The organism is Blastochloris viridis, assembly GCF_001402875.1.
GTDB lineage: Bacteria > Pseudomonadota > Alphaproteobacteria > Rhizobiales > Xanthobacteraceae > Blastochloris > Blastochloris viridis.
The window spans coordinates 128458-140300 of record NZ_CP012946.1 but is presented as its reverse complement, the minus strand read 5'-3'; the positions used below and the strand labels follow the sequence as shown (position 1 = coordinate 140300).

Below are 11843 nucleotides of genomic sequence, written 5' to 3'. Positions count from 1 at the left end.
GTCGCCGCGGTAGCTCAGCTGGTAGAGCACCTCATTCGTAATGAGGGGGTCAGGGGTTCGAATCCCTTCCGCGGCACCACCCATCCTCCTGACAAACTTAAGATTTCGAAGTCACGCAACGGGCGGCGATGGTTTTGTGCTGCGCGGGCGAAACAGCGGGGAAGCACTCGCACCACAGTTCGAGCGGGTTCCGGCTGCCAAAACGCACCTTCACCTTCAACAACTCAGCAGCCAATTCGGCGGAACCTGGTGATCTATCTGCACCGGTGCCGGAGACCTCGGCCAAGGCCGGCGGGCTCAGCCGCCCGGTCCGTTCCAGCTCCATTTCGAGCGGCCCGCCGGCGTTGGCGCGGTCGAGGCCTGCCGCGGTCACCGAGCCGGCACCGCGATCCGGAACCTCGCGCCCAGGCCGGCGTTGGAGGCAGGTGGCCGAACGGCTCGGCCCAACCATGTGGAGATCACGATGAATTGGGACCGCATCGAAGGCAACTGGAAGATGTTACGCGGCCAAATCCAGCAGAAGTGGGGTGACCTTACCGATGACGACCTCGACCGGATCGAAGGCAAACGCGTCGAACTGATCGGCCGTCTGCAGGCCCGCTACGGCCTGGCGCGTGATGAGGCCGAACGTCAGGTCGACTCCTGGACGGATACGCTATCGTGACCGCAAACAACAGTCATCGGCAGTGACAGATATGTTTGATTCGCTGAAACCCGTCGGCTCGATCGGCCGGCGCCTGGAGCGCACCGAGGCCCGCCTCGACCGCATGATCCGCGGCACGCCGTCGTGGTCGGACTGGCTCCCCGGCGCCGGGTCCCGCCCCGGCGTCTGGTCGCAGGCGCGCTCGGCCTGGTCGAGCCTCGGACCCAACCTGTTCGGATCCCGACCCCGGGCCGAGCGCTGGTCCGGCGCCGCCGACCGAGTCGGCGCTTCAACCCGCGCGATTGCCGAGGATCTGGTCCGGCTCGGCGCCCAGGCGGCCCAGAGCGCCCGCCACCGGCCGATCGGCAAGGTCGTGCTGGTCGCGGCCGGACTCGGCCTGCTGGCGGCGCTGGCGCGGCGGGATTGACCCTGAGCCCGCTCTGCCGCCCGGCCGGGCGGCGGCGGCCACTGACCGCCTTGGCATGCCTTGAGACCGAAGAGGCCGCCGGAACGCCAGCGGCCTCTTCTCGTTGGCGACCATCGCAAGATCGTCCCGGCCGGCCAAGCTTGCGCGGCCCAAAGGGGCCTACCCCAAGCTTTCTCGGGCCAAGCTTGCGCGACCAAAACCGATCGGGGAGCCGACGGTCAGGCCACCGCGCGGCGGCGCGGCCGGGCGTTGCGTTCGAAAAACAGCGCCTGACTGATCACGGCGGCGGCGTGGTTGGGCCGGAACGGCTTGGCGATCAGGAAGGCCGGCTCCGGCCGCTCGCCGGTGAGGAAACGTTCGGGATAGGCGGTGATGAACACCACCGGCACCTCGAACATGGTCAGGAGCTCGTTGACGGCGTCGAGCCCGGAGCTGCCGTCGGCGAGCTGGATATCGGCGACGATCAGGCCGGGCCGGCGCTCGGCCGCCAGCTTGATCGCCTCGTCGCGGGTGCGGGCGACGCCGAGCACGCGGTGTCCGAGCGATTCCACCAGCGCCTCGAAGTCGAGCGCGATCAGCGGCTCATCCTCGATGATCAGAACGTCGGTGGCGATGTCCTCGGCGAGTTCGCGGCCGGCGACGTCGAGCAGGTTGCGGAAGGTGGCGCGGTCGACGCCGAGGATGCGGGCGCCTTCGTCCTCGCTGAAATTCTCCAGGCTGACCAGCAGGAACGCCTGGCGCGGCAGCGGCGTCAGCTGCTTCAGCCGCGCCTCGCTGGGCGAGGACGGTGTGCTGTCATCGGCATGATTGACCGACAGCGAATTCCAGATCTTCGAGAAAATCCGGAACAGCTCGATCTTGTTGTCCGAGGGCTTGGTCGTGGCCGGGACGTTCGCCAGCATCGCTTCGAGCGTCGCGATCACATAGGCGTCGCCGCCCGCCTGATCTCCCGTAACGGCACGTGCGTACCGGCGAAGATAAGGAAGGTTCAGCGCCACGAGTTCGGCTGTCGTCATAACAGTCACCTCCAACCTTCGGGCGCAATCGCTCCGCCCCAGCTTCACCTGCAAACGCAGCCCCATCAAATTTGTTCCCCACCGGGAACCGAACTTCGCCCGGGAAGTTAGAGGGAAGACGCGGCATCGCAGCCCCGCGGGCGGGGATCGGGGGCAGGGTCAAGAGGGTCAATCAATGACACAATATAGGGCGCGGGGGCTTGAGACGGAGGCCGATCCGATGGATGCGTCGGCCGCGCTTCCTCGGCTCGACCGGGATGCGCAGGCCCGCATCGGGGAGCAATTGCGGGCGATGTACGACGAGCTTCTCCAGCAGCCGGTGCCGGTGCGGTTCGTCGAACTCCTGAAAGATCTCGACAAAACCGAGAAGGATACGATGGATGATGATTGAACCGTCCATGCGAGACGCCCTTCTTGCCGCGGTGCCGAGCTTGCGCGCATTCGCCATTTCGCTGTCCGGAAACGTCGATCGGGCGGACGATCTTGTGCAGGAGACACTGCTGCGGGCGCTCTCGCACATCGACAGCTTCCAGCCCGGCACCAATCTGAACGCCTGGCTGTTCACCATCTTGCGCAACCTGTTCCATTCCGAATATCGCAAGCGCCGACGCGAGGTCGAGGACGCCGACGGCGTCTACGCCGCCCGCCTGTCGACCCAGCCAGAACAGGGTGCGCGGCTCGACCTTGAGGACTTCAAGGCTGCGCTCACCCGCCTGCCGCCGGACCAGCGCGAAGTGCTGCTGCTGGTCGGCGCCTCCGGCTTCTCCTACGAAGAGGCGGCCGAGATCTGCCAATGCGCGGTCGGCACCATCAAGAGCCGCGTCAACCGCGCGCGCACGCGGCTGTCGCAGATGCTTGCGGTCGAGAGCGTCGACGACATCGGACCGGACGACAAGACCCGTGCCGCGCTGCAGGCGACCGGCTGACGACGTTGCGGGCGCCCTCTCGGGCCTCCGACCATAACAACAGTGTTGCGCGGGCCGGATGCCGCAACCGGCCTGCGCATTCGCTTGGGGTACCCTCCCCCATTGCGTCTTCTCACGACGTTTGAGACGCGGGGACGCGCTGCGGCCGGTTGCGGCTTCAGGCGTGGCGCGCGCTGACCTCCCAACAGTGTCCGGCAATCGCTGGGTGGTGCCGCCCAGCGGCCCGGCGGGTAACGAGCCTGGGAACCCGACGTCGCCAGTCGGTTTGCCGGCTTATCGAAACCCGCCGAAGCTGCAAATGTTGCAGCGGCTCGGGTGCGCGCCAGGGAACAGGTTGCACCGCCTCACGTTGGTAGATCGCACACATCGACCCAATGGAGGCAAGTCATGATCGGCAATTTGATCAACTGGGCCGTCATCTTGTTAATCGTCGCGCTGGTGGCAGCGGTATTCGGATTCGGTGGCCTGGCCGGCACGGCGACCAGCTTCGCGACAACGCTGTTCTGGATCGCGCTGGTATTCGCCTTGGTGCTGTTCGTCGCCAACCTGCTGCGAGGAGGGCGCAGCACGTTGTGATCCGACGTCGGGCTGCGGCCTGAAGTCCGTGATGTCCTCGCCGCGAGTTCCGGTGTCACCGAAGCCGCGCGGCGGGGGCCTTTCGGCAATCGCGACCCAGGGCATTCTTCGTAATCGTCGATGCCGGTTTGCCAACGCGACTGCGCAACCCCAACGGCTATGCGCGACCGCCTGGTCCAATCGGCGGACGCTCGTTCCCTCATGCCGCATCAGGTCCCGAGCGCGCGGCGGGCCTCACCCGGCGCGCGCTCGCGAGGTGCGGCATATCGAGCATCGCCGCAAACGTCGCAGTCAATCGCGTACCGCCAACGGAACCACGACGACGCCGTTCGCGTTCTTCTCCCGACAACGACCATAAGGAGTGCGTGGGAATGGAAGCGATCGCCAAAGCCAAGCGCGGCTTTGCGGCAATGGACGCCCAGACTCGGCGTGCCATCGCGCGCAAGGGCGGGCAGAGCGTTCCGCCGGAGAAGCGCGTGTTTGCCAAGGATCGCTCCTTGGCGACGTCGGCCGGCCAGAAAGGTGGACGCAGCGTCGATCCTGCCAACCGCTCGTTCTCGCAGGACCGAGAACTGGCCTCCGACGCCGGGCGCAAAGGCGGCCGCAAGCGCGCAGCCGCTCACTCGTAGTCGCCGGCCGGGAATGGACCGCCGCAGGTGCGGCGACCCCGAGCAAACACCGAGCACAGACAATCTGCCCGCCGCGACGGACTCCGGAAGGAGACCGCCGCGGCGTCAGCGTTTTGGCAGGGCCACCTCGAAATACGGAATTCTGGCAACACGGCTGCGGACGATTGCAGCCCGAGCCAGGAGCCGAATTGCGGGCGAGAGTGCTTTTTCGACACCGGTTTTCCGCCCGCGCGCATTGAGCCGACCGCCGCATCGGTCGGCGTTGCGGTCACCTTGTGTTTCGTGCCGCGCGAAACCGGCGACTGCCGCGAAAGCATGGCTCCGCCGCCGCACGCACAACGCCGGGCGCCGGTCCATGACCGACGTCCGGCGGCAGCCGTTGGCAGCGGGCTGCGCAATCCCTCGGCCGGCGCGGCGTCATCGCGGTTGGCGCCGCAGCGGAGCGTTGGTTGGATCTGATTTCGTCCGCGAAGCCCGCACCCGCTTTTGCGGAGCGTGCGTCAGCCCTTGGCACCATAGCCCTTGGCCGAATTGGTGCGGCGCACACGCGATCGGCCGACGGCAGCCGGCTGCTGGCCGGCGCCCTCGACCAGATCGGGGGCATGGCGCACCAGAAGATCGTCGAACCCCGCGTCGGCATGGCTGTTCAGCGCCCGCGCCAGCCGCGAGGCGCCCACCAGCTCGGGGCCAGACTGCGCGTCTACGATCTGACGAATGCTTTCACGCACCATCGACACTTCGAGGGCGGGGCGGGAACGTGCACTCATATCGGACATCCTCGACGAACAGTTGAAGACGGAGGGACTTCGCAGCCGCGCGCTCGGTCATCGACTCCAAGTCACCGTCGACCGAAACCAACGACGATTGAACCAACGACGATTGAACCGACGATGACTGAAACCGACGACGGCCGGGGTATCGACGGCCGACGCCGCCGCGAAGCGAGGTGACGCGGCCGCCGGCTGATCGAGCCCGGAAAGCCGTATTGCTTCGCTCGCCGAAAGCCCGGCGTTCGAACGGGATGTTCAGCGAACCCGTTCCCGGTAGATCGCCTGCGATCCACCGGAAACCCTATGACGGGATTGGCACGGCAGCCTCGCCGCGCCGAATCCGGCCAGCCGGTGCTCGCGCGAACCGCGAGCTGCGGCGGGCGAATCGCAGACCCTCGGCCGATCCGCCAAGGCTGGTGTGACGGAACCGCCGAGGCGACGCCATACGGCAGCGGTTACATGCGGTTAGGATGCGAATCACGATAGCTGTAGTGTTGCCGAAGGTTGCGGCATCATCGCGGCAGAGCGCCAGCGTGCCGTGGCGACGCCGCCTCAGCGCTCGGGGCGGCGGGTGTTGAGGAGCACCAGAATGACGCCGATCGCCGCCGCAGCGGCAACCGCGCCGACCGGGGCGTGACGCCCCAGCAGCCGCGCGGCGCGCACGCCGAGCCGCGCCACCGTCGGATCGAGCGCCAACAGCGCCGCTACGGCGCTGGGCCGGTTGCGCTGAAGGTCCTGGACGCGCCGCGAATAGACGTACGCGGCCAGCGCCGCCACCACCGCGGAAACGCCGAACAGCGCGGCGAACACCAGGCACGCGACCACCAGACTCTCGGTCTGCGCGATCCACACGAACAGCGCCGCCACGCTGAACACCAGCGCGAGAAAGGCCATCGCATAAGCGACGGCCTTTCCTGCGAGGTGGGACGTGTTCGCGGCCACACGCGAGCGGACGTATTGAACCAGCCCGAACGCCATTGTGACCTCAGCGGCGCAGCAGGCCGCCAATCAGCACGCCGGCGGCCATCGCCAGCAGCACCGTCGTGATCGGCTGGCGCTCAACCGAGCGCTCGACGGCCTCGCGGAAATTGCCGGCGACCTCGTGCACGTTTTCGCTGATCTGGTTGCCGGCGTCGCGGGCGCGATTGGCAACGTCTTCTGCAGTGTGCTTGGCCTTGTCGGTGTACTTCTCGACGGTCTCGCTCGCCGCGTCCTGAATGGCGGACGCGGCCTCGGACGCCTTGTTGCGGGCGCGGGCGGCCTGGCGCTCGGATTCATCCGGAAAAACAGATGCCATCTTGGGCTCCTTCGGTTCGAGGATTGGCGTCTGAACTGTGCCGGGGCAACGTCCGCCCACGACCTTGGTTCCGAAATTTCGGCGATGCAGCAAGGCCGGCGCGGTGCCTTTGTCATGCCGGAAGATCGATCGCGTCGGACGGCAATACATAGGACTGCAGCGTGACGGCGACGATCACCAGCGGCGTCGCCAGGAACGCACCGACCGGCCCCCACAGCCAGGTAAACAGGCAAATGGCGACGAACAGGAACAACGGTTCGAGCGTCAGCCGGCCGCCGATGACGCGCGGCGTGATCAGATTGCTTTCGACGGTGGTGATGGCGAGATAGGCCAGCGCCGGCAGCAGCGCCGCGCCCAGCGTCGGCATCGCCACGACGCCCATGCCGAGCAGCGCAACCTTGAGAATGAGCGGCCCGACCACCGGCAGGAAATTGAGCACGAAGGCGAGAAACCCCCACACCGGCGCCGCCGGCACGCCGAGCGCGAACAGCGCCAGCGTCGTCACGATCGCCACCCCGGCATTGATCGTCGCCGCCACCGCAAAATAGCCGAGCAGCTCGTTCTCGATCTCCGACAGCACGCGCAAGGTGGTGAGTCGCGCGGCGCGGCTCGGCATCGCCAGCACCAGCTTCGCCTTGATCGATTTGCGGCCGGTGAGAAACAGCACCAGCGTGAACAGGAACACCGCGAACTGCGCGAACGCCGGCGTGACGGCGGAAAATACCGACGTCACCACCGCGGTCTGCTCCGGTGCGATCTGCACCGTCGGCGTGGTGACGGACCCCTGGAACAGCCCAGCGATCTCGTCGAACACCGACGCCGCCCGCTCGAACACCGCCACCTTCTCGCGCACCGTCCGCGCGATGTTCGGCGCGTCCGCGATCCATTCGGAAATGGTGGGAACGAACCACACCGCCGCACCGCTGACCGCCAGCGCCAGAACCAGCAGCAAGGACAGATTGGTGACAACGGGCGAGATGCCGATGCGCTGGGCGCGGTCGGAGATCGGGCCGAGGATCATGCCGAACACCAGGCCGGCAACCAGCGGCAGCAGCAGCGCCCGCGCCCAGTACAGCAGTCCGAGCAGGGCGATGGTGGCCAGCACGATGACGGCGAGCTCGGACGCTCGCCGCCATGCTCGCGCGCTATGGTGACGGCCGGGCGGCGGCGCAGTGTCGCCAGGCTCGGCGGCTGCGACGGACGCGCGACGCATCCGAGCTGGCATTGTCACCCTCCGCCGTCGCGCCGGCGCCCGTGGCTGATGTGGCTTTAGTCAAGGTCGCGTCTTGATCGCGCGGTCACGCTCGCCGAAAACCCTTGATGGGACGGGATTCTCGGCGATCGAAATTCGGTTCTCCGGCTGAGGCAGCCGGAGAACCGATCGTTCTGTCATCGCCGCAAGTCCTCAGCTGGACCCGGCCGCACCCATCAGCGCGCCACCGTTCCGGACGGAACGGAGAGCAGGCCGGTGGTGGTGGTGCGCTGCGAACTGAACGCCGGCGCGTTGCGGAGCTGATCGCGGGTGGCGTTGAGGGTGATGCGGTACTGGTCGTGCCAGGCGCGGCGGTTGGCGGCCGACGGCGCCGGGGCGGTGCTGCTGGCCGGCGCCATCGCGATCTGCAGCGAGTTGTAGGGCACCGCCACGTTCTTCTCGCCGATGCCGAGGAAGCCGCCGACGCCGAACACCACGGCGTGAACCTGGCCGCCGCGGTCGAGGAGAATATCGCTGATTTCGCCGATCGAGTTGCCATCGGAGCCGTAGACATTGGCGTCCATCAGCTCGGACGCGAGCACCTGGTTGCCTTGCGGCGCCTGCAGGAAGCTCACTTGACCGGCCTGGCCCGCGCTGGAGCCCGGCATGGACGGCGAGGTCGAGGACTGCGCGAACGCCGGAGCGGTGGCGAACGCCAGTGCGGCGATGCTGGCCGCCAAAATCTTGGTCATCATCTGCTCTCCTGTGGGGTGATCACCCGCCAAAACAACGGGATTCGGCGGGTGGTGCTTCAACGGCCCACCAACGCTGCGGCCAAACCGATGTTCCGCGCTTACGGCTGCGCTGGCCGCGCCCGCCGGCGGCTGAAGCGGCTTGGTTTGCGTCCTGTGCGATCAAGGCTAGGCTGCCGTCAGCGCGGCCGAAAAACCGGCGATCGAATGCGGGAGAGCGCCGCACGACCGCCGCGCCGGAGCGCCCACGCAGGACCGCGACCGATGACGAACCGTGCCGATCCCCCGCCCTGGCCCACCCTCCAGGCGCCCTCGCTCGACGACATGACGGAGCTGGCGGAGGCAGCGTTCGCCGCGCTGCCGGAGGCGTTCCGCCGGCTGTGCGAGGGCGTCGTCATCCAGGTCGCCGAGTTCCCGACCGAGGACACCCTCGACGAGATGGAGATCGACAGCGAGTTCGACCTGCTCGGGCTGTTCCAGGGCTTCGGCCTCGCCCAGGACGGCGCCGTCGCCCCCACCGGGCGACTGCCCAACATGATCTGGCTCTACCGCCGCCCGATCCTCGACTATTGGGCCGGCCACGAGGAGACGCTGGGCGGCATCGTCACCCACGTCCTGGTGCACGAGATCGGCCACCATGTCGGGCTGTCGGACGAGGACATCGCCGAGATTGAGCGCGCCGCCGAGCCGTAGCGCCGGCCGGTCGTCTTGGAATGGCTTGAAACCCGAGCCCCGTTCTGGCAAACCGCGCCAATCCGGAGGAAGCGATGGACACGTTCACGGTGCTGACGGGCGTTGCGGCGCCGCTCAGGGTGGTCAATGTCGACACCGACATGATCATCCCCAAACAGTATTTGAAGACCATCAAGCGCACCGGCCTCGGCCAGGGCCTGTTCTCGGAGGCACGCTACAACGAGGACGGCACCGAGAATCCCGAGTTCGTGCTGAACAAGCCGGCCTATCGCAACGCCAAGATCCTGGTGGCGGGCGACAATTTCGGCTGCGGCTCCAGCCGCGAGCACGCGCCGTGGGCGCTGCTCGACTTCGGCATCCGCTGCATCATCTCGACCAGCTTCGCCGACATCTTTTACAACAACTGCTTCAAGAACGGCATTCTGCCGATCAAGGTGACGCCGGCCGAGCTGGAGAAGCTGTTCGACGACGCCGAGCGCGGCGCCAACGCCACGCTGACCATCGACATCGCGACGCAGGAAATCCGCGGTCCCGACGGCGGGGTGATCCGCTTCGAGGTCGACCCGTTCCGCAAGCACTGCCTGATCAACGGCCTCGACGACATCGGCCTGACCATGGTCAAGGCCGACCGCATCCAGACGTTCGAGGCAAAGACCGCCGCCACCCGCCCCTGGCTGTGACGGTACCGCACTGACCTGATGCGTCGCCCCGATAAGCGGCGACGCCGCGCCTCCCGGCCTGGCGCTGCGCCGCGAGCTGCTTGTTGCGGCCGGGCGGGCGCAGCCGTTCCCGGACCCGCCGCAGATCGACGCCCGCGGCCCACAATGGCGATCCGGGCGTCGCCGGGACCGCCGGCGCCCTCATACGAGGTCCGGCTGATCGCTTCGTAATCCGGAAAGACACCTCACCAGAACTTCGCTAACCGGACAGGATTTCACAGCTCGAACGTCGCCAGCACCGGCGCGTGATCGGATGGCTTGTCCCAACTGCGAGCGCAGGCCAGCACCTCCATGCCCTGGAAGCCGCCGGCAACCGGCGCGCTGGCCCAGACGTGGTCGAGCCGGCGGCCGCGATTGGAGGCCGCCCAGTCGGTGGCGCGGTAGCTCCACCACGTAAAGAGCTTGTCGGCCGCCGGCACCTGGCGGCGCATGACATCGACCCAGGCCCCGGCGCTCTGCCAGGCAGTGAATTTCTCGACCTCGACCGGGGTGTGGCTGACCACGCCCAACAGCTGGCGGTGGCTCCAGACGTCGTGTTCGAGCGGGGCGACGTTGAGGTCGCCGACCAGGATGGTCCGTCCGGCGCGGCCCTGGGCCGCGAGCCGGCCACAGCCCGCCGCCTGATCGAGGAAGGCGAGCTTGTGGGCGAATTTCGGGTTGACCGCCGGGTCGGGCTCCTCGCCCCCGGCCGGCACGTAGAAATCGTGGATGGTCAGCGGATCGGCGAGGCCGGCGGTGCGGCCGAGCGTCACCGACAGGTGGCGGCAGTCGTTCTTGTCGCAGAACGCCCGCCGCTCGATGGTCTCGAACGGCAGCTTCGACAGCACCGCGACGCCGTGCCAGCCCTTCTGGCCGTTCAGCGCGACGTAGGGGTAGCCCATGCCGACCACCTCGCGCACCGGAAACTTGTCGTCCGGGCACTTGGTCTCCTGCAGGCAGATCAGGTCGGGCTGGCGCTCGGCCAGCAGCCGTCCGAGCAGCGGCAGACGCAGCCGGACCGAATTGATGTTCCAGGTGGCGAGGGTGAGACGCATGTGGTGGCGCTGAGGTGGGTCGAGGCTCGATCGGGAAATGGTGCGCGGGCGGCCGGACGGCCCCGCTCAAGAAAAACCGATACGCCAAAAGTCCTGAAGATCAAACCCGCCAGTCAATCCGGCGCACAATGCTCAAAACGAAACACGCCCGGTCTCGGGGGAAAGACCGGGCGCGTTCACGCAGGGGCTTGCATCGGGAGGGCACCGATGACTGTCAGGGCATTTCTTGGTGCGATGAGGGGGACACCTCAACGCCCTGGGCCATGATTGGAAAATGACACGTCCTGCGATTTGAACAAGGTCTCCGAGGGCAATTTGCCAGCTTCAGGTGCGCGACATTCGGCCGCTACCCTACTGGAGTACGCGCTCGTAGTTGATTTTGAACAGATCGGCGCTCGGCCGGCGGGTGGTGTCGACGTTGTAGATCGCCACGGTGGTGTCGTAGCCCTGGGAGTCGGTCACCGTCCATTGCTTGAGCTGGAAGTCCTGCGCGCCGAACATCAGCATCAGGCGGTGGGTGCCGGCGACCGGATGGCGCTCCTCCAGCACCACCGACACGAACAGCTCGTCCTTCTGCACCGCGATCACCGGGGCGTCGCGCAACAGGTCGACCTTGTCGGCCAGCAGGAAGCGCAGCGGCGTCTGCGACAGCGGCGTGATGTCCTGGGTCGCCAGCTTCTTGTCGCGCACCGCGATCGAGCCGCCGTCTGAGATGAACTCCAGCGGGCTCGGCGGCGCATAGTCGAAGCGCACCTTGCCGGGCTTCTGCAGGTAGAACTGGCCCTGGGTGCGGCCGCCGTCGGGCGCGACCTGGACGAAGTCGCCGGAGGCGAACACCAGGGCGTTGAACGAGGTATTGATCTTCTGCACCAGCTCGCGGGTCGGGCCGTCGAGCGCGGCGATGGTGCCCCTGGCCGGCATCGGCGTCGCGGCACGCACCGGCACGGTGCTGGCCGCGTTGGCGGGGGCCTGGTTCTGCTGGGCCGGCCCAACCGCCATCGGCGACGCCAGCGGCTGGGCCGGCGTCTCGGCCAGCGCGGCCGGCCCGACAGCGGGGTCTAGCACCGCCACGCCCAAAACCGCCAAGCCGGCGGCCGCGGCAACGAGCCCGTAACGCATCGTGGAGTCCTCCGAAGAAAAGTCGCCCGCCTGCTAAGCGCGCGGCGTGG

The 11843-nt window shown here is 67.5% G+C and carries 17 protein-coding genes and 1 tRNA gene; 9 read left to right on the top strand and 9 right to left on the bottom strand.

The annotated features are described in order from the left end of the window. The first annotated feature begins 3 nt into the window (after positions 1-3). Positions 4-79 (top strand) — tRNA-Thr (locus BVIR_RS00645). A gap of 18 nt (positions 80-97) precedes the next feature. Here BVIR_RS00645 and BVIR_RS16570 read toward each other — a convergent pair. Beyond that, on the bottom strand, positions 98-373 hold the full coding sequence (locus BVIR_RS16570; RefSeq protein ID WP_145911916.1) for a hypothetical protein: 276 nt from the start codon (positions 371-373) through the stop codon (positions 98-100). A gap of 90 nt (positions 374-463) precedes the next feature. Here BVIR_RS16570 and BVIR_RS00640 point away from each other — a divergent pair, with 90 nt between their 5' ends. After that, positions 464-664 carry a CsbD family protein gene (locus BVIR_RS00640; protein WP_055035994.1) on the top strand — a complete coding sequence of 67 codons (201 nt, stop codon included), beginning with the start codon at positions 464-466 and terminating at the stop codon, positions 662-664. Between the two features lie 31 nt (positions 665-695). Further along, positions 696-1070 (top strand): hypothetical protein, encoded by a 375-nt coding sequence (locus BVIR_RS00635; protein ID WP_055035993.1) that lies wholly within the window; start codon positions 696-698, stop codon positions 1068-1070. Positions 1071-1288: 218 nt separating this feature from the next. Here the strand turns inward: BVIR_RS00635 and BVIR_RS00630 are convergent, their stop codons facing one another. Then, entirely contained in the window at positions 1289-2086 is a 798-nt protein-coding gene (locus BVIR_RS00630; protein WP_055035992.1) for a response regulator, read from the bottom strand. A gap of 220 nt (positions 2087-2306) precedes the next feature. Here BVIR_RS00630 and BVIR_RS17000 point away from each other — a divergent pair, with 220 nt between their 5' ends. The 4 genes from BVIR_RS17000 (at position 2307) to BVIR_RS00610 (ending at position 4217) form a co-directional block, all read left to right on the top strand. Next, a complete protein-coding gene (locus BVIR_RS17000) occupies positions 2307-2477 on the top strand; it encodes a NepR family anti-sigma factor (protein WP_236823642.1) in 171 nt (56 codons plus the stop codon). Next, positions 2467-3012 (top strand): sigma-70 family RNA polymerase sigma factor, encoded by a 546-nt coding sequence (locus BVIR_RS00620; RefSeq protein WP_082416514.1) that lies wholly within the window; start codon positions 2467-2469, stop codon positions 3010-3012. The genes BVIR_RS17000 and BVIR_RS00620 overlap by 11 nt, the downstream gene beginning before the upstream one ends. Before the next feature lie 387 nt (positions 3013-3399). Beyond that, positions 3400-3588 (top strand): DUF1328 domain-containing protein, encoded by a 189-nt coding sequence (locus BVIR_RS00615; protein WP_417852037.1) that lies wholly within the window; start codon positions 3400-3402, stop codon positions 3586-3588. 371 nt (positions 3589-3959) lie between these two features. After that, on the top strand, positions 3960-4217 hold the full coding sequence (locus tag BVIR_RS00610) for a con-10 family general stress protein (RefSeq protein ID WP_055035989.1): 258 nt from the start codon (positions 3960-3962) through the stop codon (positions 4215-4217). 500 nt (positions 4218-4717) lie between these two features. Here the strand turns inward: BVIR_RS00610 and BVIR_RS16565 are convergent, their stop codons facing one another. From BVIR_RS16565 to BVIR_RS00590, 5 genes are all read right to left on the bottom strand, one after another. Further along, complete coding sequence (locus tag BVIR_RS16565) at positions 4718-4984, bottom strand: hypothetical protein (protein ID WP_145911917.1); 267 nt, start codon at positions 4982-4984, stop codon at positions 4718-4720. Between the two features lie 555 nt (positions 4985-5539). Then, positions 5540-5881, bottom strand: a complete 342-nt coding sequence (locus tag BVIR_RS00605; protein ID WP_145911918.1) for a hypothetical protein — start codon at positions 5879-5881, stop codon at positions 5540-5542. Between the two features lie 91 nt (positions 5882-5972). Next, positions 5973-6284, bottom strand: a complete 312-nt coding sequence (locus BVIR_RS00600) for a hypothetical protein (protein WP_156331021.1) — start codon at positions 6282-6284, stop codon at positions 5973-5975. A 112-nt stretch (positions 6285-6396) separates the two neighbouring features. Next, positions 6397-7497 carry an AI-2E family transporter gene (locus tag BVIR_RS00595; protein ID WP_169788562.1) on the bottom strand — a complete coding sequence of 367 codons (1101 nt, stop codon included), beginning with the start codon at positions 7495-7497 and terminating at the stop codon, positions 6397-6399. Between the two features lie 215 nt (positions 7498-7712). Continuing rightward, positions 7713-8231 carry a PRC-barrel domain-containing protein gene (locus tag BVIR_RS00590; protein ID WP_055035985.1) on the bottom strand — a complete coding sequence of 173 codons (519 nt, stop codon included), beginning with the start codon at positions 8229-8231 and terminating at the stop codon, positions 7713-7715. A 261-nt stretch (positions 8232-8492) separates the two neighbouring features. Between BVIR_RS00590 and BVIR_RS00585 the strand changes: the two genes are divergently transcribed. Continuing rightward, positions 8493-8921, top strand: coding sequence for a metallopeptidase family protein (locus BVIR_RS00585; RefSeq protein ID WP_055035984.1), 429 nt, complete (start codon positions 8493-8495; stop codon positions 8919-8921). Positions 8922-8995: 74 nt separating this feature from the next. Continuing rightward, positions 8996-9601 (top strand): 3-isopropylmalate dehydratase small subunit, encoded by a 606-nt coding sequence (gene leuD, locus BVIR_RS00580; RefSeq protein WP_055035983.1) that lies wholly within the window; start codon positions 8996-8998, stop codon positions 9599-9601. A gap of 254 nt (positions 9602-9855) precedes the next feature. On the opposite strand, the gene BVIR_RS00575 is transcribed toward leuD, so the two are convergent. Beyond that, positions 9856-10674, bottom strand: a complete 819-nt coding sequence (locus tag BVIR_RS00575; protein ID WP_055035982.1) for an exodeoxyribonuclease III — start codon at positions 10672-10674, stop codon at positions 9856-9858. Positions 10675-11025: 351 nt separating this feature from the next. After that, positions 11026-11793 carry an outer-membrane lipoprotein carrier protein LolA gene (locus BVIR_RS00570; protein ID WP_055035981.1) on the bottom strand — a complete coding sequence of 256 codons (768 nt, stop codon included), beginning with the start codon at positions 11791-11793 and terminating at the stop codon, positions 11026-11028. Between the last annotated feature and the right edge of the window lie 50 nt (positions 11794-11843).

Bases quoted from the DNA above. Each gene is read 5' to 3' on its own strand.
- BVIR_RS00640 (WP_055035994.1), top strand. From the start codon at position 464: ATGAATTGGGACCGCATCGAAGGCAACTGGAAGATGTTACGCGGCCAA.
- BVIR_RS00635 (WP_055035993.1), top strand. From the start codon at position 696: ATGTTTGATTCGCTGAAACCCGTCGGCTCGATCGGCCGGCGCCTGGAG.
- BVIR_RS00630 (WP_055035992.1), bottom strand. From the start codon at position 2,086: ATGACGACAGCCGAACTCGTGGCGCTGAACCTTCCTTATCTTCGCCGG.
- BVIR_RS17000 (WP_236823642.1), top strand. From the start codon at position 2,307: ATGGATGCGTCGGCCGCGCTTCCTCGGCTCGACCGGGATGCGCAGGCC.
- BVIR_RS00620 (WP_082416514.1), top strand. From the start codon at position 2,467: ATGATGATTGAACCGTCCATGCGAGACGCCCTTCTTGCCGCGGTGCCG.
- BVIR_RS00615 (WP_417852037.1), top strand. From the start codon at position 3,400: ATGATCGGCAATTTGATCAACTGGGCCGTCATCTTGTTAATCGTCGCG.
- BVIR_RS00610 (WP_055035989.1), top strand. From the start codon at position 3,960: ATGGAAGCGATCGCCAAAGCCAAGCGCGGCTTTGCGGCAATGGACGCC.
- BVIR_RS16565 (WP_145911917.1), bottom strand. From the start codon at position 4,984: ATGAGTGCACGTTCCCGCCCCGCCCTCGAAGTGTCGATGGTGCGTGAA.
- BVIR_RS00605 (WP_145911918.1), bottom strand. From the start codon at position 5,881: ATGGCCTTTCTCGCGCTGGTGTTCAGCGTGGCGGCGCTGTTCGTGTGG.
- BVIR_RS00600 (WP_156331021.1), bottom strand. From the start codon at position 6,284: ATGGCATCTGTTTTTCCGGATGAATCCGAGCGCCAGGCCGCCCGCGCC.
- BVIR_RS00595 (WP_169788562.1), bottom strand. From the start codon at position 7,497: ATGCGTCGCGCGTCCGTCGCAGCCGCCGAGCCTGGCGACACTGCGCCG.
- BVIR_RS00590 (WP_055035985.1), bottom strand. From the start codon at position 8,231: ATGATGACCAAGATTTTGGCGGCCAGCATCGCCGCACTGGCGTTCGCC.
- BVIR_RS00585 (WP_055035984.1), top strand. From the start codon at position 8,493: ATGACGAACCGTGCCGATCCCCCGCCCTGGCCCACCCTCCAGGCGCCC.
- leuD (WP_055035983.1), top strand. From the start codon at position 8,996: ATGGACACGTTCACGGTGCTGACGGGCGTTGCGGCGCCGCTCAGGGTG.
- BVIR_RS00575 (WP_055035982.1), bottom strand. From the start codon at position 10,674: ATGCGTCTCACCCTCGCCACCTGGAACATCAATTCGGTCCGGCTGCGT.
- BVIR_RS00570 (WP_055035981.1), bottom strand. From the start codon at position 11,793: ATGCGTTACGGGCTCGTTGCCGCGGCCGCCGGCTTGGCGGTTTTGGGC.